This window comes from Nitratireductor aquimarinus, from assembly GCF_017255295.1.
In the GTDB taxonomy this organism is placed as follows: Bacteria; Pseudomonadota; Alphaproteobacteria; order Rhizobiales; family Rhizobiaceae; genus Nitratireductor; species Nitratireductor aquimarinus.
This window is the reverse complement of sequence record NZ_JAFKDE010000003.1, coordinates 72,639-93,958: the sequence shown is the minus strand read 5'-3', so window position 1 is coordinate 93,958 and position 21,320 is coordinate 72,639. Positions and strand designations below refer to the sequence as shown.

General features: G+C 61.9%; 18 protein-coding genes. 10 read left to right on the top strand and 8 right to left on the bottom strand.

Translation table 11 applies throughout. The features are described from left to right. Positions 1-85: 85 nt before the first annotated feature. On the top strand, positions 86-526 hold the full coding sequence (locus JYP46_RS05095) for a VOC family protein (RefSeq protein WP_206547481.1): 441 nt from the start codon (positions 86-88) through the stop codon (positions 524-526). A gap of 107 nt (positions 527-633) precedes the next feature. Further along, complete coding sequence (locus JYP46_RS05090) at positions 634-2,166, top strand: acyl-CoA carboxylase subunit beta (protein WP_206547480.1); 1,533 nt, start codon at positions 634-636, stop codon at positions 2,164-2,166. Between the two features lie 19 nt (positions 2,167-2,185). Here JYP46_RS05090 and JYP46_RS05085 read toward each other — a convergent pair whose 3' ends face one another. Then, a complete protein-coding gene (locus tag JYP46_RS05085; RefSeq protein ID WP_206547717.1) occupies positions 2,186-2,455 on the bottom strand; it encodes a hypothetical protein in 270 nt (89 codons plus the stop codon). Positions 2,456-2,776: 321 nt separating this feature from the next. On the opposite strand from JYP46_RS05085, the gene pncB reads away from it, so the two are divergent. Next, the gene (gene pncB / locus JYP46_RS05080; RefSeq protein ID WP_113155355.1) at positions 2,777-4,081 is read left to right on the top strand and encodes a nicotinate phosphoribosyltransferase; all 1,305 of its coding nucleotides are present in this window, start codon (positions 2,777-2,779) and stop codon (positions 4,079-4,081) included. Positions 4,082-4,174: 93 nt separating this feature from the next. On the opposite strand, the gene cckA is transcribed toward pncB, so the two are convergent. Further along, positions 4,175-6,760 (bottom strand): cell cycle histidine kinase CckA, encoded by a 2,586-nt coding sequence (cckA, locus tag JYP46_RS05075; RefSeq protein WP_113155356.1) that lies wholly within the window; start codon positions 6,758-6,760, stop codon positions 4,175-4,177. Between the two features lie 227 nt (positions 6,761-6,987). Here cckA and JYP46_RS05070 point away from each other — a divergent pair, with 227 nt between their 5' ends. Continuing rightward, positions 6,988-7,947, top strand: coding sequence for a flagellar biosynthetic protein FliO (locus JYP46_RS05070; RefSeq protein WP_206547479.1), 960 nt, complete (start codon positions 6,988-6,990; stop codon positions 7,945-7,947). A gap of 203 nt (positions 7,948-8,150) precedes the next feature. Here JYP46_RS05070 and dksA read toward each other — a convergent pair whose 3' ends face one another. Then, complete coding sequence (dksA, locus tag JYP46_RS05065) at positions 8,151-8,567, bottom strand: RNA polymerase-binding protein DksA (protein ID WP_113155358.1); 417 nt, start codon at positions 8,565-8,567, stop codon at positions 8,151-8,153. A 267-nt stretch (positions 8,568-8,834) separates the two neighbouring features. Between dksA and JYP46_RS05060 the strand changes: the two genes are divergently transcribed. The 4 genes from JYP46_RS05060 to JYP46_RS05045 all read left to right on the top strand — a co-directional run bounded on the left by JYP46_RS05060 (position 8,835) and on the right by JYP46_RS05045 (position 12,714). Further along, positions 8,835-9,344 (top strand): SixA phosphatase family protein, encoded by a 510-nt coding sequence (locus JYP46_RS05060; protein WP_206547478.1) that lies wholly within the window; start codon positions 8,835-8,837, stop codon positions 9,342-9,344. A 79-nt stretch (positions 9,345-9,423) separates the two neighbouring features. Further along, positions 9,424-10,902, top strand: a complete 1,479-nt coding sequence (locus JYP46_RS05055) for a YcjX family GTP-binding protein (protein WP_113155360.1) — start codon at positions 9,424-9,426, stop codon at positions 10,900-10,902. Further along, entirely contained in the window at positions 10,899-11,963 is a 1,065-nt protein-coding gene (locus JYP46_RS05050; protein ID WP_113155361.1) for a YcjF family protein, read from the top strand. Before JYP46_RS05055 ends, JYP46_RS05050 begins: the two co-directional genes overlap by 4 nt. 205 nt (positions 11,964-12,168) lie before the next feature. Further along, positions 12,169-12,714: a hypothetical protein gene (locus JYP46_RS05045; protein ID WP_113155362.1), complete on the top strand. Its 546-nt coding sequence runs from the start codon at positions 12,169-12,171 to the stop codon at positions 12,712-12,714. A 42-nt stretch (positions 12,715-12,756) separates the two neighbouring features. Here the strand turns inward: JYP46_RS05045 and folK are convergent, their stop codons facing one another. Genes folK through folP form a run of 3 tightly spaced genes read right to left on the bottom strand, consistent with a single transcriptional unit; the run spans position 12,757 to position 14,512 of the window. Next, on the bottom strand, positions 12,757-13,299 hold the full coding sequence (gene folK, locus JYP46_RS05040) for a 2-amino-4-hydroxy-6-hydroxymethyldihydropteridine diphosphokinase (RefSeq protein WP_206547477.1): 543 nt from the start codon (positions 13,297-13,299) through the stop codon (positions 12,757-12,759). Then, on the bottom strand, positions 13,300-13,659 hold the full coding sequence (gene folB, locus JYP46_RS05035) for a dihydroneopterin aldolase (protein ID WP_113155364.1): 360 nt from the start codon (positions 13,657-13,659) through the stop codon (positions 13,300-13,302). A 7-nt stretch (positions 13,660-13,666) separates the two neighbouring features. Continuing rightward, positions 13,667-14,512 (bottom strand): dihydropteroate synthase, encoded by an 846-nt coding sequence (gene folP, locus JYP46_RS05030; protein ID WP_206547476.1) that lies wholly within the window; start codon positions 14,510-14,512, stop codon positions 13,667-13,669. Positions 14,513-14,664: 152 nt separating this feature from the next. Here folP and JYP46_RS05025 point away from each other — a divergent pair, with 152 nt between their 5' ends. Next, positions 14,665-15,294 (top strand): DUF922 domain-containing Zn-dependent protease, encoded by a 630-nt coding sequence (locus JYP46_RS05025; protein WP_315901002.1) that lies wholly within the window; start codon positions 14,665-14,667, stop codon positions 15,292-15,294. Between the two features lie 78 nt (positions 15,295-15,372). Here the strand turns inward: JYP46_RS05025 and JYP46_RS05020 are convergent, their stop codons facing one another. Both JYP46_RS05020 and JYP46_RS05015 read right to left on the bottom strand, forming a co-directional pair. Next, a complete protein-coding gene (locus JYP46_RS05020) occupies positions 15,373-15,693 on the bottom strand; it encodes a 2Fe-2S iron-sulfur cluster-binding protein (protein WP_113155367.1) in 321 nt (106 codons plus the stop codon). 155 nt (positions 15,694-15,848) lie between these two features. Next, positions 15,849-16,136 (bottom strand): Hpt domain-containing protein, encoded by a 288-nt coding sequence (locus JYP46_RS05015; protein ID WP_244974845.1) that lies wholly within the window; start codon positions 16,134-16,136, stop codon positions 15,849-15,851. A gap of 339 nt (positions 16,137-16,475) precedes the next feature. Here JYP46_RS05015 and JYP46_RS05010 point away from each other — a divergent pair, with 339 nt between their 5' ends. Continuing rightward, positions 16,476-21,311, top strand: a complete 4,836-nt coding sequence (locus JYP46_RS05010) for an apolipoprotein A-IV repeat region-like domain-containing protein (protein WP_206547474.1) — start codon at positions 16,476-16,478, stop codon at positions 21,309-21,311. The last annotated feature ends 9 nt before the right edge of the window (positions 21,312-21,320 follow it).

The following is a 21,320-nucleotide window of genomic DNA, read 5'->3' as shown; positions in this document are numbered from 1 at the left end:
GCACAATTGGTTAACGTGCAACATTGCCGGATGGCGCGGGTAGGATGCCCGTACCGCATACGTAAACCAGCAAGCGAGAGGAAACATGCGCTACCTGCACACGATGGTCCGTATCAAGGATATCGACGCATCGCTCGACTTCTACTGCAACAAGCTCGGCCTCACCGAAGTGCGCCGTTCCGAGAGCGAAAAGGGCCGCTACACGCTGGTGTTCCTCGCCGCTCCCGCCGACGGTGCGCGCGCTGCCGACGAGCACGCTCCATTGCTGGAGCTGACCTATAACTGGGATCCGGAAGATTATGATGGCGGGCGCAATTTCGGCCACCTCGCCTATGAGGTCGACGACATTTACGCCTTGTGCGACAGCCTGATGAAGGCCGGCGTCACCATCAACCGCCCGCCGCGCGATGGCCGCATGGCCTTCGTGCGCTCGCCCGACGGCATCTCCATCGAACTGCTGCAGAAAGGCGGTGCGAAGGAGCCGATGGAGCCCTGGGCTTCCATGGAAAACACGGGCAGCTGGTAAAATCTGCAAACGCGCCGTGCGTCATCTAGGACGCACGGCGTATTTGCCTGTCGATGCGGCCATGCTACCAGCATGAGAACCGTTTATCGCCTTTGGGGGAGACAAGCATGAAAGAGGTTCTTCTCGAGCTGGAACGCCGCCGCGCCGCTGCGCGTGAAGGCGGAGGCCAAAGGCGCATCGACGCCCAGCACGCCAAGGGCAAGCTGACGGCGCGCGAGCGCATCGAGGCGTTTCTCGACGAAGGCTCTTTTGAAGAATTCGACATGTTCGTCGAGCACCGCTCCACAGATTTCGGCATGGAAAAGAGCCGCATCTCGGGTGATGGCGTGGTGACCGGCTGGGGCACGGTCAACGGCCGCACGGTTTTCGTTTTCGCCAAGGATTTCACCGTGTTCGGCGGGTCTCTTTCAGAGGCGCATGCGGAGAAAGTGGTCAAGGTTCAGGAGATGGCCCTGAAGAATCGCGCGCCCATCATCGGCTTCTATGATGCCGGCGGGGCGCGCATCCAGGAGGGCGTGGCGGCACTCGGCGGCTATGCCGAAATCTTCCAGCGCAATGTGCTCGCCTCCGGCGTCATTCCGCAGATTTCTGTCATCATGGGTCCGTGCGCCGGCGGTGACGTCTACTCCCCCGCCATGACTGATTTCATCTTCATGGTGCGCGACACGTCCTACATGTTCGTGACCGGTCCGGACGTGGTGAAGACCGTGACCAACGAGACCGTGACGGCCGAAGAGCTCGGTGGCGCTTCGGTACACACGGTCAAGTCGTCCATCGCCGACGGCGCTTATGACAATGATGTGGAGGCGCTCTTGCAGATGCGCCGCCTGATCGATTTCCTGCCCACATCGAACACGGCGGATCTGCCGGAAGTGGAGTGCTTCCAGTCGGTGACCGAGGCGGATCATTCGCTCGACCGGCTGGTGCCCGACAATGCGAACAAGCCCTATGACATTCGCGAACTCATTCTGAAGACCTGCGACGAGGCGGATTTCTTCGAGATTCAGGCGTCCTTCGCCAAAAACATCGTCACCGGCTTCGGACGTGTGGAAGGTCGCACGGTGGGCTTTGTGGCAAACCAGCCCATGGTGTTGGCGGGCGTTCTCGATTCCGACGCCTCGCGCAAGGCTGCCCGCTTCGTACGCTTTTGCGACTGCTTCAACATTCCGATCGTCACCTTCGTCGATGTTCCAGGCTTCCTGCCCGGCACAGCGCAGGAATATGGCGGTCTGATCAAACACGGCGCGAAGCTGCTCTTCGCCTATGCGGAGGCCACGGTGCCGAAGATCACCGTCATCACCCGCAAGGCCTTTGGTGGCGCTTATGACGTGATGGCGTCAAAACATCTGCGCGGCGACATCAACTATGCCTGGCCTTCCGCGCAGATCGCGGTGATGGGCGCAAAGGGCGCGGTCGAGATCATCTTCCGCAAGGACATCGACGATCCCGAAAAAATCGCGGCGCACACGAAGATGTATGAGGATCGTTTCCTCTCCCCCTTCGTGGCCGCCGAGCGGGGCTATGTGGACGAAGTCATCATGCCCCACTCGACCAGGCAGCGCATCGCCCGCGCGCTCAGAATGCTGCGCAACAAGGACCTCCAGAACCCCTGGAAGAAGCACGACAACATCCCGCTTTAGGCGGTGCAGCACGGGCCTTTCAGAATGCGCGCGGCGGCACGAACAGGCAGATGGTGCGGCTGTTTTCCTGACCGGCCATCGAACACCAGTGGAACACGCCATCCGGCGAGTTGCGCACGCGCCTGTCGGTGTAAGGCAGAACCTCGCCTGTCACCTTGATGAGATAGCCTTCCGGGCCTTCGGTCACCGCTGCATCGGAGACGGTGCGGCAGTCCCGGTCCGAGCAACAGGCATAGGGGTAGCGCCATCCGGTCGGAGCCTCATGGGGCTCGGCAGGATACGGGCACATGATGAAAGTGATCAGGGCAAATGCACCGGCCAGTGACCGGCCATGGTGGGTGGATCCAGAGTTGAACATCGTCACCTCCTTGGGCTCCTCCCGGCAATCAGTGTTCGCCCCTTTCGTTAACGGGCGATTAACCACGCCCGATCCGGCCATGGGGCCTGACTGAACTTCAACGACTTGTCGTTGAATTCATGTGTGGTTTTCGTCGCAAGATCGCGAAAGTGGATCACGTAGTCGTTGACAATCGTGGCCTGCCGTTGTGGTCTGCCCAACCGAACGAATGCCGCGAAACGGTGGCCTTTACTCGCAGGATACACGCATACCATGCCGAAAACCGATATCGCGCGACGCGTTTACAACCACGCCTGGAAGGTAGACCCGATCTGCCGCAGCCTGCTGGACACGGATTTCTACAAGCTGCTCATGCTGCAGATGATCTGGGGCCTCTATCCAAAGGTCGACGCGACGTTCTCGCTGATCAATCGCAACAAGACGGTTCTTCTGGCAGACGAGATCGATGAGGGCGAGCTGCGCGAACAGCTGGACCATGCGCGCGCCATCCGCTTCACCAAGAAGGAGATGATCTGGCTCGCCGGCAACACGTTCTACGGCCACAAGCAGATCTTCCAGCCGGAATTCCTCAAATGGCTGGCCGATTTCCGGCTCCCGGAATACGAACTCACCCGCCGCGACGGGCAGTATGAACTGCATTTCCATGGCCGCTGGATGGAAACCACCATGTGGGAAATCCCGGCGCTGACCATCATCAACGAGCTGCGCTCGCGCGCGGCCATGCGGTCGCTTGGCCCCTTCGCGCTGGATGTGCTTTACGCCCGCGCAAAGGCCAAGGTGTGGTCCAAGGTGGAGCGGCTGAAAAAGCTGCCGGAAATCAAGATTTCCGATTTCGGCACACGCCGCCGCCATTCGTTCCTCTGGCAGCGCTGGTGCGTGGAAGCCCTGAAAGAGGGGATCGGCGATTCCTTCACCGGCACATCCAACGTGCTTCTGGCGATGGACACGGATCTGGAAGCGCTCGGCACCAATGCGCATGAACTGCCCATGGTCCTGGCCGCACTTGCCAAGACCGACAGGGAACTTCTGGAATCCCCCTACCGGGTGCTGGAAGACTGGCAGAGCTATTATGGCGGCAATCTTCTGATCGTCCTGCCGGATGCCTTCGGCACCGAATCCTTCCTGCGCAACGCACCGCCATGGGTGGCCGACTGGACCGGCTTCCGCCCCGACAGCGCACCGCCCATCGAAGGCGGCGAGCGCATCATGGAATTCTGGCGCAGACACGGAAAAGACCCGCGCGACAAGCTCCTGATCTTCTCCGACGGTCTCGACGTCGAGACCATCGAGGCGGCTTACCACCACTTCCAGGGCAAGGTTCGCATGGCCTTTGGCTGGGGAACCAACCTGACCAATGATTTCGAGGACTGCGCCCCTACGGAAATCAACGGGCTGAAGGCGATTTCCGTGGTCTGCAAGGTGAGCGAGGCCAATGGCCGGCCCGCCGTCAAACTGTCGGACAACCCGGAAAAGGCAACCGGCGATCCAGCAGAGATCCAGCGCTACATCGATCTGTTCGGCACGCAGAACCGTGTGAGGCGCACGGTTTCGGTCTAGGGTCAGGAATTTCAGAGCCTGAGACAAGAAAAAGGGGTGACGGCACATTGCCAGTCACCCCTTTTTTTTTGATTGAGCCGAAACGGGCCGGTCTCAGCCTTCCTCCAGCATCTCCTTGACCACCGTTGCAAGCTGCTTGAGCGAGAAGGGCTTGGGCAGGAAGCCGAACTGCGCATCTTCCGGCAGGTTCTTCGCAAAGGCGTCTTCGGCATAACCGGAGACGAAGATGAACTTGATGTCCGGCTGCACCTTTCGCAGTTCGCCGAGCAGCGTGGGACCGTCCATCTCCGGCATAACCACGTCGGAAACGACGATATCCACCTTGCCGTCGAGCTCGTTGAAGATCTCCAGCGCTTCCGCGCCGGAACTCGCCTCATGCACCTCGTAGCCGCGCGAGGAGAGCGCGCGCACGCTGCCCATGCGCACGGCATCCTCGTCTTCAACCAGGAGCACCCGCGCTGAGCCGGAGAGATCGCGGTTTTCTTCCTTTGGCTTGGCGGCGCCGTTTTCGGCTGCAGCATTTGCCTCCTCGGCCGCCTTCTCCGCCTCGCTTGGAATGTAACGCGGCAGGAAGATGCGGAAGGTCGTGCCCTCGCCCAGCTCGGAATCGCAGAAGATGAAACCGCCGGTCTGTTTGACGATGCCATAGACCATGGAGAGGCCGAGACCGGTGCCCTTGCCCACTTCCTTGGTCGTGAAGAACGGCTCGAAGATCTTGCGGATCGTCTCGGGATCAATGCCCGTGCCGGTGTCGGAAACTTCGACGGCCACATAATCTGCGACTGCCAGCTCGCGATACGGGAACTGCGCGCATTCATCGGCCGAGATATTGCGCGTGCGCACCGTCAGCTGCCCGCCCTCGGGCATGGCGTCGCGTGCGTTCACCGTCAGGTTGACGATGACCTGCTCGAACTGGCCGATATCGGCCTTGACCGGCCACAGGTCGCGTCCGTGCTCGATGGAAAGCGACACCTCGTTGCCAACCAGACGCGCCAGAAGCATGCGCAGATCCGCCAGCACGTCGGTCAGGTTCAGCACTTCCGGACGAAGCGTCTGGCGGCGCGAGAATGCCAGAAGCTGACGCACCAGCGATGCGGCGCGGTTGGCGTTCTGCTTGATGTTCATGATGTCCGGGAAGGACGGATCGGACGGGCGATGATTGGTCAGCAACAGGTCCGAGGCCATGATGATGGCGGTGAGCACATTGTTGAAGTCGTGCGCGATGCCGCCGGCAAGCTGGCCCACGGCCTGCATCTTCTGGCTCTGCGCCATCTGCGCTTCGAGCGCCTTCTGCTCGGTGGTCTCCACGGCATAGACGATGGCCGCTTCCTCGGCCCCTTCCGCACCATCATGATCGACGACGGGATTGACGTAGAAGCGCACATGCCGCTCGGCATCATCGGGCAGAACGGTGTCGATGGGGGCAATCTCGGCCTGCCTGTGCTTCGCCCGTTCCAGAGCGTTGGCAAAGGCCTCACGGTCATTCTCGTGAATGACGGCATCGAGACGCACCTGGCGTTCCATCGCATCGCTGTCGACCACCTGGGAGAACAGCGAGAGGAACGGCGCATTGGTGCGCAGGATGCGCCCGTCATGGTCGACCGAGGCAATGGCCATCGGCGTCGAATTGAAGAAGCGGGTGAAGCGAACCTCGGAAGCGCGCAGATCCGCAGAGGCGTCCTCGCCCACCTGCCGGTTGAGCACGATGGTGCGGGTCGGACCGGAAGAACCTTCGCGGCTTGCCATGACACGATGCATGAAGCGCACCGGCAGAACCTCGCCGCCCATCGTGGAGAGATCGAGATCGATCACCGCATTGCGTGCGGTTCCCGGATCGGCCTTCACAGCGTTGACCAGCGCCATGCCGTCGCCGGCAACGATCTGCGGCAGACGAACCGCGCCGGGCACGAAATTGGCGAGATCGATGCCCAGCCATTCAGCGAGCGTCGCGTTGATATAGGTGACGCGGCCATCGGGGTCGGCAGCGAAGAAGCCTGCCGGCGCGTGATCGAGATGATCGATGGCCTTCTGGAGATCGAGGAAGAAGCGCTCCTGCTCGGCGCGCTCCTCGGAAATGTCGGCAATCTGCCAGGCGGAGACCGGCTGACGATATCCCGGCAGTTTGAAAATACGCGCCCAGGTGCGGTACCAGCGCGCGCCCAGTTCACCGCCCGGACGGATCGAACGGGTCAGACGGAACTCGCCATCGCCTGCCCGGCCATCGCGCAGACCGGCGGCGAGCTTCTCGATCACCGGCGCGGCTTCGGGATTGTCTGAAAGCAGACCATCGACCGTCTTCACGTCGGCAACTGATGTCGCACCGGTCATTTGGGCATAAGCATTGTTTGCGTAGAGGATGCGGCCCTTGGTGTCTGCAACCACGAGGCCCTCCTCCATGGAATCAACAAAGGCCCTGGAGAGTTCACTGCCTGCCGAACGCGGCGCGACCTGCACGAAGCCGATCGCCGTTGCGAACAGGAATCCCACCCCGATCATCGCCAGAACGCCCAGAAGCCCCAGCAGGAACGGGTCGCCCAGACGGTCGCGGAACACGGAGAAGGCAACCGCAGACAGCGTCAGTACGACAATGAAGATGATTAGCCGCGTTATGGCACCGGGTCGCGAACTCTGGTCGACGATCGGTGCTGCGTGGATTTCTCCCCCGGTCTGCTTGGCCATGCGTTTCCCGTTTATCGCGCCCAATTCCCGCCGGCTTCCACGCGAACCCGACCCATTCGGGATATATCAGGGCTCCCGCCATCTGCAAGCGCACACGTGTAATCGAAACGCAAATCGCCTTTCTTTGCCCGAAATGTTCTGTTGAATGGCCACAGTTTTGCTGGCGGCTTGCTGCCATGGCGTGACACGCATACCTTGTCTGATCTGACGGAAACTGGAGTAAACGAATGCGCGACTGGCTCGTGGGGATTTTTGGAGAAGCAAACGCGACTGCGGCCCTTTGGACCATAATCCTCATTGTAATCGCCATAGTGCTTCTCGTGTTCGTGCGCGTGAACCGGCGCTTTACGGCAGGCACGTTCATCTCCGGTTCCAGAGGCAAGCAGCCGCGACTGGCGGTGACCGATGCCACACCGGTCGACAATCATCGCCGTCTTGTGCTCGTTCGCCGCGACGACGTGGAACATCTGATCCTGATCGGCGGCCCCAGCGACATTGTCGTCGAGGCCAATATCGGAAAAGAGCTCCCGGCGAGAATTGAACCGGTCATGCCTCAGCGGCAGAGTGAGCCGGCTCCGCGCGCAATGCCAGAGCCGGAAATGCCCCGGCCCGAAACACGCCAGCGCCCGGAAACTCGCCAACGGGCGGTTCCCGAGCAAGGGCGTGAGGAGCCGGAGCTTCAGGAGACGACTCCCGAGCCGGCCCCGGCAGAGCCCCGGCGAGAGGTGGAGCCGCCTGCACCGGAGCCGGAGCCCAGCATTCAGATTGCCGAGCGCACACCGACGCTCAGCGAACAAGCGCCACAGCGCCGGTCCATCCCCCGGCCCATTCCCGTGAGGCCAGCGCCGTTGCCGGTATCGCCGAACCACGACCATCGCACCCTGCCTTCCGCGACCGCCCCGGAGCCAGCGCGGCTGGCTGGCATGGCTACACCGCCGCGCGCGGCTGCACCCGAGAGGGTGGCGACAGATGTGCGCCCTGCAGAACCTGACGAGCGCTATGTGGAACGCGCTCATATCGCATCCACCCCGCGAGCGGCCATGCCCACCACGCGCAACGATCCTCCCGTGGAAACGCGATCTGACGAGGCTCCGCGGCGGGACCACATCGAAGAGCCGGTGAGCGAACACACGCTCGAGGATGAAATGAGCAAGCTTCTGGAAGAACTCTCGGAACAGAAGCACTAGGTTTTTAGAAACGTCTCGCTTGTCCGATCTCTGCGCAAAGGGCGGGATGGGCAGGCCATAGGCCACACATCCAGGCTGATGCCCGGAAACCAAAGTGCGCGGGCGTCGGCAAACCGGAAAACAGGCAAAGAAAAAGCGCCAGCCGCGGCGGCGTGGCGCATACAAAACTGGGCTAACGCCCTAACCGTTATTTTGTCTGCCAGTCAGTCGTCGCGATAAACTTTTTCACGACGCTCATGACGCTCCTGCGCCTCGATCGACAAGGTAGCGATCGGCCGCGCGTCAAGCCGCTTCAGAGAAATCGGCTCCCCCGTTTCCTCACAGTAACCGTAGGTGCCTTCCTCAATGCGCTGCAAAGCAGCGTCAATCTTGGAAATCAGCTTGCGTTGACGGTCACGCGCGCGCAATTCGATTGCACGGTCGGTCTCCGACGACGCCCGGTCTGCGAGATCGGGGTGATTGGCGTTTTCCTGTTGTAGCGCCTCGAGGGTTTCACGCGCCTCCTTGAGAATGTCGCTCTTCCAACGCTGTAGCTTCGCACGAAAATACGAGCGTTGGCGATCATTCATGAAGGGCTCGTCCTCGGTGGGCACATATTCAGCATTACTGAGCTCATTCATCGAGTCACCCTGGGATGTTTTTTCGCCCGCGCCTATATATTAGCGCACCTCCACAACCACAAGCACAAAGGCTGCCTCTTTCACGCTTTTGTTAAATGCAGCGGAAAAAGTGAATCCGCTCTACCCGGGGCTGTGGATGCGTATAAAGTCTGCATTTAGCTTCAAAAGCCATTGCGGAGGGAAAAATGCAGCCGAAATCGCGCAGTTTGAGGGCATTTCCAACCCGTTCAGGCGCGTTTTCAGCGCCATCGATCAGGATTTCGTGATATGACGCGGCTTCTTCTCCTTCGCCATGCAAAAGCTGGCTGGGCAGCGCCCGGCATGTCCGATTTTGACCGCACGCTCACCGCATCGGGGCAAGAGGACGCAAGGGCGCTGGGAAAACGGATGCGCGCAATCCACCTCCTCCCCGACCTGATCCTCTGCTCGACGGCCAGACGCGCCATCGAAACGCTGGATGGCGTTTCGTCCACCATGCTAGATCAGAAACCGGAGACGCATTTTCTGGCCGAGTTGTACAACTCTGACGCGACCGACTATCTGTTCGCAGTGCGCGAAGCGCCGCAGGCAGAGACCATTCTGGTCGTGGGACATAACCCGATGATGGAAGACCTGGCTTACGAGCTCTCATCAGGCGGCGACGCCGAGGCCACGCAGGCCGCCTCTTCCGGCTTCCCCACATGCGGGCTTGCAGTCATCAGCTTTCCCGGCGCGTTGGCCAATATCGAGCGCAGAAGCGGGCGTCTCGACATGTTCCTGCGCCCCGACCGCGGATAACGGGCCTTGTCGGCGGCTCTTCAATCACAGGCTTGATTTCCTATATGCAAGGTCTTGCGATTTTTGAGGATTTCGCCTCTTGGCTTCATTGACGACATATTCCGACGAAGCGCGGATCGCCTTCGACACGCTGACCGGACGCGCTGCCGGTCTGATTTCGCCTTCGCTGCGGATCGGCGTGACAGGGCTGTCCCGCGCCGGCAAAACGGTTTTCATCACCGCCTTCATTCACAATCTGCTGCATGGCGGGCGGCTGCCCATGTTCGACGCCCAGAAATCGGGGCGGATATCCAAAGCCTATCTGGAGCACCAGCCGGACGACGCGGTGCCGCGCTTCCAGTATGAGGACCACATCGCAGCCTTGGTCGAAAGCCGCATCTGGCCGGAGTCCACGCGCGCCATTTCAGAACTGCGGCTGACGGTGGAATTCGAGTCCGCGTCCGCCTGGAACCGGCTCCTGTCGCGCGGAAAACTCTCCTTCGACATCGTTGATTATCCTGGAGAATGGCTGCTCGACCTGCCGCTTCTCGGCAAGGATTACGACACGTTCTGCCAGGAGGCCATGGAAATGGCGCGCCTGCCCGTCCGCGCGGAACTTTCAGCCGAATGGCGTGAGATGGCCAGCGGGATTGACCCGGACGCGCCAGCCGACGAGATGACCGCGCGGCGGCTGTTCGAAGCTTTCTCGACCTATCTGCGCGCCTGCAAGGCCGACCACAGGGCGCTTTCGACACTGCCGCCGGGACGCTTTCTGATGCCGGGCGATCTGGAAGGATCGCCGGCGCTGACCTTTGCGCCGCTCGAGGTCGAGCCGGGCAAGAAACACAAGCCCGGATCGCTGCACGCGATGATGGAACGGCGTTTCGAGGCCTACAAGACGCATGTCATCCGCCCCTTCTTCCGCGACCACATCGCACGGCTGGACCGGCAAATCGTGCTTGTGGACGCGATGCAGGCGATGAATGCGGGTGCGGAAGCCGTGACCGATCTGGAGCGCGCACTGACGGAGATCCTGTCGTGTTTTCGACAGGGACGCGGCAATCTGCTGACGGGGCTCTTCGCCCACCGCATCGACCGCATTCTGGTGGCGGCGACCAAGGCGGATCACATTCATCATGAAAGCCATGACCGCCTGCAGGCCATTGTGCGGCGGCTGGCCGACCGCGCCATCGCGCGTGCGGATTTTTCAGGTGCGGCAGTGGATGTGCTGGCCATGGCCGCCGTGCGGGCCACACGCGAAGGCACGGTTCGGCAGGGCAAGGAAACGCTACCGGTGATCATCGGCACCCCGCTGGCCGGCGAGACCATTGCCGGTGAGACATTTGACGGCGAAACCGAAACCGCAATCTTTCCCGGCGACCTGCCGGAAAAGCCCGGCCTGATCTTTCAGCAGAAGAAAGCGGAAGACGGGTCGGACAGCCCGCCGGACCATCCGATCCGCTTCGTGCGCTTCCGCCCGCCCCGGCTTGAGCAGACGGCGGAAGGCGTCACCCTGTCGCTGCCCCATATCCGGCTTGACCGGGCCCTTGAATTTCTCGTCGGAGACCATCTCGCATGAGCAGAGCGCCCGCATCCTTCCGCGTGGACCCGCCAAAGCCTGAGAAGCCTGAAAAGACGGCGCCGAAGCGAAAGCCGCAGGCCATCGACCCCGGCAACGCCGTGGCGGTGGTCGCCGAAAGTGAAGACTATTTTGCCGAACAGGACATGGCGCTCGCCGATCCCCCGCCGATTCCGCCACGCCGGCGCTCCATTCTGGGACGGGTCTTCTTCGCCGCATTCGGCGTTCTCCTGTCGCTGGCCATCGGCCTGTGGACGGATCAGCTGATCCGCGACCTTTACAACCGCGCAGACTGGCTGGGATGGCTGGCGCTTGGCGTGGCTGCGATCGGGCTCACCGCCTTCATCGCCATCCTGACCCGCGAAGCGCTGGGCATCATGCGGCTTGCCTCAATCGAGACGATGCGCCGGGACGCCGCCGACGCCATCGAACGCAATGATGCCAAAGAGGCGCGCAAGACGGTCGATCACCTGATGGGGCTTCTCGCCGGAAAGCCGGAAACGGCAGCCGGACGCGCAACGCTTGAAAGCCTGAAAGACGATGTGATCGACGGCGCGGATCTTCTGACCGTGGCGGAGAAGGAGCTTTTGGCCCCGCTGGATGCCGCCGCCCGCCAGCAGGTGCTGAACGCGGCCAAGCGCGTTTCCGTGGTGACAGCCGTTTCTCCGCGTGCGCTGGTCGACATCATCTATGTGCTCTTCGAAGCAGCAAGGCTCACACGCCGCATCGCCGACCTCTATGGCGGTCGTCCGGGCTTCCTTGGCTTCATGCGGCTGGTGCGCAGCATTTTCACGCATTTGGCCATCACCGGTTCCATGGCGGCTGGCGAGACACTGGTGCAGCAGGTGGTGGGACACGGGCTTGCAGCCCGCCTGTCCGCCAAGCTCGGTGAAGGCGTCGTCAACGGCATGATGACGGCGCGGATCGGCATCGCAGCGATGGACGCGGCCCGCCCTCTGCCATTCACGGCCCTGCAGCGCCCCGGCGTCGGTGATTTCCTGAAAGCGCTGACGAGCTTTGCATCAAGCGAAAAAGACAAGAAGGAAGCGCCGAAGGCATAGGCTGCAAGCACCCAAGCTGGACGACTGCTGCCTCTTTTGGGTGAGTCCGAAAAGACACACCTGACCGCTAGCGTGCCTTGCAACCATGGTTTGAAGCGGGAACCGTCTCCAAACAGAAGCCGGGACATGGTAGACAAAGCCTTAACCAATCTGCGGCAAGATTCCCCGCAGTTCCCAGTTTCAAACAAGTTTGGTCACTTCGCTCATGCTTAAATTCGCGCTCAGGCTTGCTCTTCTGACGGCGGCAGCAGCTCCGATCTCCGGCCTCGCCGGCAAGGCGGAAGCTTCAGAGAAGGAGCGGCGCTTTTTCCAGACTGTCGAGGGGAGTTGGTCCGGTCCGGGTGAAATCGTGGCTGGCAAATACAAGGGCACGAAGTTCGTCTGCAATTTCGATGGCGGCACGCCGGACAAGAAAATCGGCATGGCGCTCGACGGAAGCTGCCGTGTCGGCGTTTTCACCCAGCCCATGAAAGCGAATGTGGTTCTCACCGGTTCCGACTATCGCGGCACCTTCCTCGACGGTGCAGCCGGCAAGGGGCTGGATGTCACGGGCGGCAAGGTGATGGGGAAGGACGTTGTGTTTGCCCTGCACCGCTCGTCGCTCAGTGGCGCGATGCGTGCCCGCATCAGCGACAACAACACCATGCACATCACCATCTCCGTGCAGGTGGAAGATGACATGGTCCCGGTGATCGGCATGAAGCTGAAGCGCACCAAATCGGGTGGCCTTGAAGCCATTGCCCGCCAGTAGTCACGCTGGCCCAGAAATCCGAGACTGAAAGAAGAGCGGCCGTCAGCCGCTCTTTTTGTTTGTCGGGTTGTTTGGTGGGCTGCGCCACCAGCCGCCATCGGCGGTAATGCGCTCCATGCCGGCCTGATCGAGCGTCGCAAGGCGGCTTTCGATCATCTGACCGTCAATCTCGATCCCCGGCGCGATCTCGGACAGCGGACCCAGTACAAAGGCGCGCTCGCCCATACGCGGATGGGGAATGGTCAGGCCTTCATCATCAATGCTCAGATCGCCATAAAGCAGAATGTCCACATCAATGGGGCGCGGCCCCCAGCGCTCGGCGCGAACACGCTTGAGCGCGCGCTCGATGGACAGACATTCCTCCAGCAGGGCGTGGGGTGCGAGTTCGGTGCGCACCAGAGCGACGGCGTTCAGGAAATCCGGCTGATCGACCACACCCCAGGGCGGCGTGCGATAGAGCGCGGAAACCGAAAGAACTTTTGTATCCGCGCGCTCATCCAGCGCCTGCAGGACCAGCTGCATTGCCCGGCGCGGCTCTCCGATATTGCCGCCCAGACCAAGATAGGCATCGTGCGTTTTCGGCATTTACTGGGGCCAGGCCACCGAAACCTCGACATAGTCGAGAACACCCGGAACCGGTGCATTCGGCTTGCGGATCGTGATGTCGGACCGGGCGATCTCGGGAAAGCGGGCGCAGAGCGCCTTGGCAACCTCAAGCGCCAGCGATTCGATGAGAAAACGCCGCTTGCCGGCAACAATCTCTTCGATGACCTTGAAGGCCGCCCCGTAATCGACCGTGCCCTCCAGAGAATCGTCGCTCAGGGCCCGACCGGGCTCCACCGTCAGAACCGCGTCGACATAGAAACGCTGACCCAGCCTCTCTTCCTCGTCGAGGACGCCATGCCGCGCGAAGAAAGCGCAGTTCATCATCCGGATCACATACATCATCGCCTCACCCGGCCCGTTCTCTGGTCGCCAGCATAGCATCCGCCACCTTTAGCGAATCCCTGTTGATTGCGACATTGTGCACCCGGAAAACGGCTGCACCGTTCATTCGTAACAGCGCACTCGTCGCTGCGGTTCCCGCATCGCGGTCTTCGGCCTTCTCATGACCGGTTATCGCACCAACGAAACGCTTGCGGGATGTACCGACAAGCAGCGGAAACGCAAGACCCGAGAGTTCGCCAAAGCGATTCATGATCTCGATGTTTTCATCCACATCCTTGGCGAAGCCGAAACCGGGGTCGAGCATGATCTGCTCATCGCGCACCCCTGCCCCCCTGGCGATTTTAAGCGCTTGGCGCAGGAACGCGAACTGATCGGCAATCACATCGGGGAGCTTCTCGCGCTCGCGGCCCGTATGCATGATGACAAGGCCTGCACCGGTTGCAGCGGCAACCTCGGCAATGTCGGGCTCACGCTGAAGGCCCCACACATCATTGACGATATGCGCGCCGGCGGTGACTGCGAGCCGCGCGGTCTCGGCCCGGTAGGTATCGACGGAGAGCAAAACATCGTCGCGACCGGCAAGGGCCTCGAACACCGGCAGGATGCGGTCCTGCTCTTCGGCAGCGGAGACCGGTTCACTGCCGGGACGGGTGGATTCGCCGCCAATATCGATGATTCGCGCGCCCTCACTCACGAGCCTCTCGGCCTGACGAAGCGCATGACCGGCATCCAGAAACGCGCCGCCATCGGAAAAACTGTCCGGTGTGACGTTGAGAATCCCCATCACAATCGCTTCCGGTCCAAGCGCAAGTTCGCGCCCGTGGGCAAGCTTCCATGTCGGAATGGTCATCGGGCTTTTGGCCTCCGGATCACAATCAGGCGTTTTTGCGGCTCATTGCCGCCAAAATCAACCGCAATGTGGTGAACAGATTGAGTCGGCGCTCCGCCGATCCGGGGTTGCCATCGCTCAGCCAAGGTCGCAGGGTGAGTATCGGAGACATGATGAAACGCACGACGCTTACTCTCACCTTTCTGGCGCCTGTCCTTATGGCTGCCGGCGTTCTTCCAGCAGCAAGCGCCGATATTTCGCGCAGCTACAGCTATTTCTCCATCGGCGGGAAAACGCTTGGAGAGATTGAGGAGCAGCTGCGCTCCCGCGGCCCGGAAGTGCAAAGCACCGGGCAACGGCACCCGGGCGCGACGCGCATGGAGTTCAAAACCAAGATCACTTACGAGGAAGATGAGAGGCGCTGCCGGATCGCAGCCGTGAATGTTTCGGTGGATGCGCAGGTCTTCCTGCCGCGCTGGCGAAACCGCAAGCGCGCCGAGCCCGAAACCGCGCTGATCTGGGACACGCTTTCGAAAGACATCAAGCGGCACGAAGAAAGCCATCTTGGCATTGCAAAGCGCTATGCCCGCAAGATCGAGGAAGATGTGGCGCGGCTCAGGCCACGCGCCTCCTGCGAGGCGCTTCAGGTACGCGCCGAAAAAATCACCGAGAAGACGCTGAATGCACACGATGCAGCGCAGGCGCGCTTCGACCGTATTGAAAGCGGGAATTTTGAATGGAGGCTGATGCGCCTCCTAAACTATCGGCTGGAGCAGCTCGAACGCGGGCGCAATCCCGGCTAAACCGGAGCCCCCGCTGAAGCGACCGCGGGCAGAGGGGCAGAGGCTGGCACCCGCCCCTTCCGCCAGCACGCCTGAAAATCAGGCCTGCCGCTCGGGAATGCGCACCACGAGACCGTCAAGCTCGTCACGAACGATGATCTGGCAGGAAAGGCGCGAAGTGGGCTGCACTTCATAGGCGAAGTCCAGCATGTCCTCTTCCATGGCCTCCGGCTGGCCGACCGTTTCCGCCCACTGGTCATCCACATAGACATGGCACGTGGCACAGGCGCAAGCGCCGCCGCACTCTGCCTCAATGCCCGGAACGGCGTTTCGGATGGCGTTTTCCATGACAGTGGAGCCATTCTCGGCTTCCACGTCAAAGCGTGTGCCATCGGGGACGATGTAGGAGATTTTCGGCATGCAAGTTTCCCGGCAGAATAGTGAAAGCGTTTCGTCGCGTAGCATGAAGCGGGCACTCCGGCCCTGTTCGAACGCACCCGACGCCAAGACTTGGCGCTTCACATATTGGCTTTGATCGGGAAACGCAATCTGTCGGCGATGCCGTAGCGGGTTGATCAGGATAAAGATGAAATGAATTCATACACTTCGTCGATGAGGCTCGACAGGTGCATGATATCGCCCGGACCGGCTTCGCCCTTTTCGATGCGCGCGGCGCATTCAGCAACGCGGAACGCGCCAATGCCCCGGGCCGAACCGACCAGCGCATGGGCCAGCTCGCGGCGGTTGCGCATGTCTGCCGCCTCCATGCGATCCACAAGCCCAAGTGTCTGTGTCTGGAACAGTTTCAGCACCTCGGTCGCCAGGGCCTTGTCTCCGAGCGTCTGCCGGGTCAGGTGTTCCATATCGAGAGGAAGCCCCTCCGGCCCCAGTTCCCTCACCCTGCCCGGGGCTTCGGCCTTAATGTTTGCCGGCATCCGACTTTACTTCCCCCAACGTCACCCTTCACACACTATTAATCCCGGATGGACAACGGGTTAACGGCATCGGTGCAAAATGAGTAATTCGCCAAAAACCACGTTAACCTTATGTTTAAACTTTTACACATCCGGCTGATTGGATGTTTTCAACAGCGCGATGTCCCATTACGATACGCTTGGCTCAATTTGGGCATAGTGTCGGAGTACGAGGTCCCGAAGTTTGCGTATGGGACTCCGGCGGTGAGTAGCTGAAGGTTTGGCGGTATGGCGCGTACAGTAGCAAAGAAAAATCAATCCAAGCGCGATTTTGCGAAGGAACTCGAGGATGCACTCGATCTGGAGCTTGCGGACGGACTGGAGAACGGCGATCTGGACATCGCCGCATCCATGGAGGATCTGGAAGCGCAGATTTCTGCAGCGGCTGAGGAACTCGCACGCGAAAACCGCGATCAGAACGGAGACGAGAAAGTCACCGTGAGCGAGAGCCCCTTGAGCGACAAAAAGGAAGCCCCCAAGGGCTCCAGCGAAGCAGAGAAGCCCGCGCCCGCCAAGGCAGAAGCCCCGGCGGCCAGCACTGCTGCGCCCAAGCCCGCCAATCTCGAAGCGCCGGCCAATCGCAAGGACCTCACCCCGGTCGAACCCGCGCCCGAACAGACAGCCTCCCAGCCCTTCGCACCTGCCAATGACGACCGCGCCGGCGACTTTTCGAGCGTCATGCGCAAATTCGATCGTCGCGCACCCAACACCGCCTATTGGCTCGTGGCAGCCCTTTCGGTTCTATGGGTCGGCGGCGGCCTTATGCTTGGCCAGCTGCTTTACGGCTCCGATCTCTGGCAGATTCGCTCCACCGAAGCCTTCATGGCGGCTCCGCACGCCATTGCGCTGCTCATCGGCATCATCGTTCCCGTGATCCTTTTCTGGGGCTTTGCCGTGATGGTGCGCCGCGCACAGGAAATGCGCCTGGCAGCCCAGTCCATGGCTGAAGCCGCTTTCCGCCTCGCAGAGCCGGAGAGCCTTGCCCATGAGCGCGTCATGACGGTCGGCCAGGCCGTGCGCCGCGAGGTGCAGGCAATGGGCGACGGCATGGACCGCACCCTCACCCGCGCGGTGGAACTGGAATCGCTGGTCCACACGGAAGTGAGCGAACTCGAGCGCGCCTACTCGGCCAACGAATCGCGCATCCGCCATCTCGTGGACGGCCTTGGCGCAGAGCGCGAAGGCATTGTCGGCCACGCAGAGCGCGTGCGCGCTTCAATCGCCGGCGCACACGAAATCCTGAAAGACGAGCTGGACACGGCCGGCGAGCGCATCCGCGCCACCATCGCTGATGCTTCGCGCCAGCTTGCCGCCTCGGTCAACGCTTCCAGCGAAACGCTGCTCAAGCAGCTCGACGGTACCGGCGGCAACCTGCACAAGGGCATCGACGATCGCATTCAGAGCCTGTCCGAGCGCATCACCACGTCCGGCGATGCGGTTGCCAACCTGCTCGACACGCGCATTGCCTCGCTGACCAGGGGCACGGAAGACGCGACGCAGACGCTCACCACGCTGTTCGACACGCGTATGGCGACGCTCGCCGAGCGCACCGAGGAAGCCAATGAAAAGATTGGCGGACTGCTGGATTCGCGCGTTTCGGCCCTCACCGATGGCGCTGAACAGGCTGTGAGCAAGATTGGCAGCGTGCTCGATTCGCGCATCGCGACGTTCAGCGAGAACACGCAGAACGCCGAACAGAACCTCACCCGGGTTCTGGAATCGCGCCTCGGCACGCTGACGCAGGAAACCGAGGATGCGGCGAAGACGCTGAGCACCCTGTTCGACGAGCGCATGGCCACGCTGGCCGAGCGCACCGACCAGACCACGCGCTCGCTCAACACGCTGTTCGAGACGCGCAGCACGGCCCTGCTCTCTTCGCTCGGCGAAGCAAGCGAATCCCTGACCGGCGAGTTCGATTCGCGCCTCGGTCAGCTGGAAACCGCCATCACCGAGCGCGGCCGCGCTCTGATCTCCGAGTTCACCACCCGCGCAGAAGCGCTCGACTCGGGCACGCAAAAGCTCAATTCGGCGCTTGAGGCCCGCGCACGCAGCATCAATGAGACGCTGGTGGAACGCACCCGCGAGATCGCCACGACCTTTGCCCAGGGCAAGGACGATGTTTCGGCAGCCGTGGAAGCCGGCAAGGCCGCACTCGGCTCCGAGATGTCCGATCTCGTGGCCTCCACCAGCATCATGCTGGAGAACACCGCCAGCGACTTCGGCAAGCAGATCGATCAGAACTGGTCGCAGATGAGCGCCCATTTCGATGAAGGCATCGAGCGGATCGACGCAACGCAGGCGCGCATGAGCGACGCTGCAAAGCGCCAGATCGAAGCCTTCGAGGAGACGCATCAGCGCCTCTCCGGCGCCTTCCAGTCGGATATGGAGAAGCTCGACGAAGCCCGCACGACCTTCGAGGCAGGCATTGGCGAGCAGGTTCAGCACCTGGCCAAGACGCGCGACGGCTTCGCCGAGGCGCTGGACGTCAACATCGCGAAGATCGACGAGCGTCGTCAGGCGCTGAACGCCGTGATCGAGGACGAGGCAACCCGCGTCAACGAGATGTTCTCCAAGCAGACGAACATCATCGAAGAACGTACGCAGACCATGGAGAAAGCACTCTCCATGGGTGTCGAGAATGTCCGCTCCACGCTGGAAAACAGCGCGGTGGTCGTGGCAGGCGCGCTGCGTGACAAGGTGATCGAAGCCACCTCCACGCTGAACCAGGAAGCCTCCAGGGTGTTCGAGGATGCGGACAAGCGCATTGCCGCCCGCGCCGAGCAGACCGCTTCCACGCTGGGTTCGCGCATCGAGGACATTGATCGCACCTTCGACGACGCTTCGGCGCGCTTCACCGAACGCGCAGGCGTGTTCGCCCAGACCTTCGCAGAGGTCGACGGCCGTATCGCTTCGCGTCTGGAGACGACGGCGGAAACGCTGTCGCAGCACACCAAGGCAATCACCGACACGTTTGACGCCGCCGACCGCAAGCTGGTCAGCCGTGTCGACCAGACTTCGGAGCAGCTCGCAGAGCGCACCGAACAGCTGGCCAGCACGTTCGAGAACTTCGATCAGCGCATCATCGCCCGTACGCATCAGACGTCGGCTGAGCTGGATGCGCGCGCCAATGCCATGAGCGATACGCTGTCGGGCCTTCAGGAGCGCCTGTCCAACAGCGCAAGCACGATTGCCGGTGCGATCTCCGGCGGCATCGAGGATGCGGACGCCCGCCTGCGTGAGAGCGCAGAATCGGTTGCCCAGCACGTCAACCAGCAGCTTTCGACAACGCAGGCGCGTCTGGTCTCCACCGCAGATACGATTGCCCAGACCTTCGCCTCCGTGGACGACCATATCGGCAAGCGCACCAGCGAGACCGTGTCCAATCTTGAAGAGCGGACGCGCGAACTCAACGCCATGCTTGCAGGCCGCACCTCCGAACTGTCGCGCATTCTTGACGAGACGGCGAAGCCGCTGGTCGACAAGTTTGCCGAGAGCGGCGGCCAGCTGCGCTCCAGCATCCGGGCCATCACCGAAGAGACGACCGAACGTCTGCAGTCGGAGAATGCCGCGCTGGTCAACGCACTCTCCAACCGCACCCACGAGACCCTGTCGGCCTTCGAGCAGGCACAGGCGAGCATTACCGGCAATATCGACGATCTTCTCCAGAAGCTAGGCGTTTCCGGTCAGCGCCTCGGCGCACTCATCTCCACCGCCTCCCGGAACCTTTCCGAGGTGGACGAGCGCCTGAGCGGCACGGCCACATCCTTTGCCGAGAATGCAGAGAAAGCCGCGGAGACCTTCTCCAATTCGGCAAGCCTCATCAATGCGAACTCTGGTCGCCTCGCCGACTTCTCGGAGCGGACCCTGCGCGAGGTTTCGGCCATCGCCAGCCGTTTCGAGGACCACAGCAAGGTTCTGGAAACCGCATCGGAGCTTCTCGAGCGCGCCCAGTCCGGCCTGACCGGCAATCTGGAAGACCGCCAGAAGGCGCTGGAAGCGCTGGCAAGCGGTCTGGTCGAGAAGTCCGAGCACATCGAAAAGACGATGAACTCGTTCGAGGACTTCGTGGAGCGCATCCTGACCTCCGCCGAGGGCCGTACGCGCCAGTCGGTGGACGGCATCCGCGAAGCGATTGCAGAGGTCGTGGAATCGGCAACCAGCCGTTTCAGCGGCGCAACCGACGAGATCCGTCGCACCGCCTCGGAGATCCGCACCGAGCTGGAGCAGACCCGCACCGACGTGAAGCGCGGCATTGCCGAACTCCCGGCCGAAGCCAAGCAGTCGACCTCGGCCATGCGCAACGCGATCAGCGAGCAGGTCAACGCGCTCAAGGAGCTTTCGGACATCGTTTCGAAATCGGGCAAGATGTACCATGTGGAACAGGCAAGCGAGACGCGTCTGACCGCAGCGCCCGCTCCGCTTCAGCAGCCCCGGCCGACACAGGCCCCGACGCCCGCTCCGCAGGCGCCGGCAGCCTCCGTCGCACCGCAGCAGCCCGTGATCGAGCGTCCGCGTCAGCCCGCTGCACCCGTGGCGCCTCGCCCGGCAGAGCGTCTGCAGGAAACCGCTCGTGCCCCCAGCCCGACACCGCAGGCAGCGCCCCAGGCACCCGGCGGTGGCTGGATCCGCGATCTTCTGCGCAGCGCCTCAAGCGAGGAAGGCGGCAAGGGACGCGAACCGGCTGCACCGTCGGTCCAGAAGGAAGATCGTTCGGCGCTTCATGTGGTCGAATCGCTCAACTCGCTGTCTGTCGACATTGCACGCGCAATCGACCACGAGGCGTCCATCGACCTCTGGGAGCGTTACCGCCGCGGTGAGCGCAATGTCTTCACGCGCCGTCTCTACACGCTGAAGGGCCAGCAGACCTTTGACGAGATCCAGCGCAAGTATCGTTCCGACCCCGAGTTCCATTCGGCCGTGGACCTTTACTGCCGCGATTTCGAGAAGCTGCTGCGCGACGTGTCCCGTTCGGACCGCGACAACATGATGACCCAGACCTACCTGACCTCCGACACAGGCAAGGTTTACACCATGCTGGCCCATGCCAGCGGTCGCCTGCGCTAAAGCAGACGA

Bases quoted from the DNA above. Each gene is read 5' to 3' on its own strand.
- JYP46_RS05060 (WP_206547478.1), top strand. From the start codon at position 8,835: ATGACGCGGCTTCTTCTCCTTCGCCATGCAAAAGCTGGCTGGGCAGCG.
- folP (WP_206547476.1), bottom strand. From the start codon at position 14,512: ATGACCATTCCGACATGGAAGCTTGCCCACGGGCGCGAACTTGCGCTT.
- folB (WP_113155364.1), bottom strand. From the start codon at position 13,659: ATGTATGTGATCCGGATGATGAACTGCGCTTTCTTCGCGCGGCATGGC.
- JYP46_RS05085 (WP_206547717.1), bottom strand. From the start codon at position 2,455: ATGTGCCCGTATCCTGCCGAGCCCCATGAGGCTCCGACCGGATGGCGC.
- JYP46_RS05095 (WP_206547481.1), top strand. From the start codon at position 86: ATGCGCTACCTGCACACGATGGTCCGTATCAAGGATATCGACGCATCG.
- JYP46_RS05045 (WP_113155362.1), top strand. From the start codon at position 12,169: ATGCTTAAATTCGCGCTCAGGCTTGCTCTTCTGACGGCGGCAGCAGCT.
- JYP46_RS05010 (WP_206547474.1), top strand. From the start codon at position 16,476: ATGGCGCGTACAGTAGCAAAGAAAAATCAATCCAAGCGCGATTTTGCG.
- pncB (WP_113155355.1), top strand. From the start codon at position 2,777: ATGCCGAAAACCGATATCGCGCGACGCGTTTACAACCACGCCTGGAAG.
- JYP46_RS05050 (WP_113155361.1), top strand. From the start codon at position 10,899: ATGAGCAGAGCGCCCGCATCCTTCCGCGTGGACCCGCCAAAGCCTGAG.
- JYP46_RS05070 (WP_206547479.1), top strand. From the start codon at position 6,988: ATGCGCGACTGGCTCGTGGGGATTTTTGGAGAAGCAAACGCGACTGCG.
- JYP46_RS05020 (WP_113155367.1), bottom strand. From the start codon at position 15,693: ATGCCGAAAATCTCCTACATCGTCCCCGATGGCACACGCTTTGACGTG.
- JYP46_RS05090 (WP_206547480.1), top strand. From the start codon at position 634: ATGAAAGAGGTTCTTCTCGAGCTGGAACGCCGCCGCGCCGCTGCGCGT.
- folK (WP_206547477.1), bottom strand. From the start codon at position 13,299: ATGCCGAAAACGCACGATGCCTATCTTGGTCTGGGCGGCAATATCGGA.
- dksA (WP_113155358.1), bottom strand. From the start codon at position 8,567: ATGAATGAGCTCAGTAATGCTGAATATGTGCCCACCGAGGACGAGCCC.
- JYP46_RS05025 (WP_315901002.1), top strand. From the start codon at position 14,665: ATGAAACGCACGACGCTTACTCTCACCTTTCTGGCGCCTGTCCTTATG.
- JYP46_RS05015 (WP_244974845.1), bottom strand. From the start codon at position 16,136: ATGGAACACCTGACCCGGCAGACGCTCGGAGACAAGGCCCTGGCGACC.
- cckA (WP_113155356.1), bottom strand. From the start codon at position 6,760: ATGGCCAAGCAGACCGGGGGAGAAATCCACGCAGCACCGATCGTCGAC.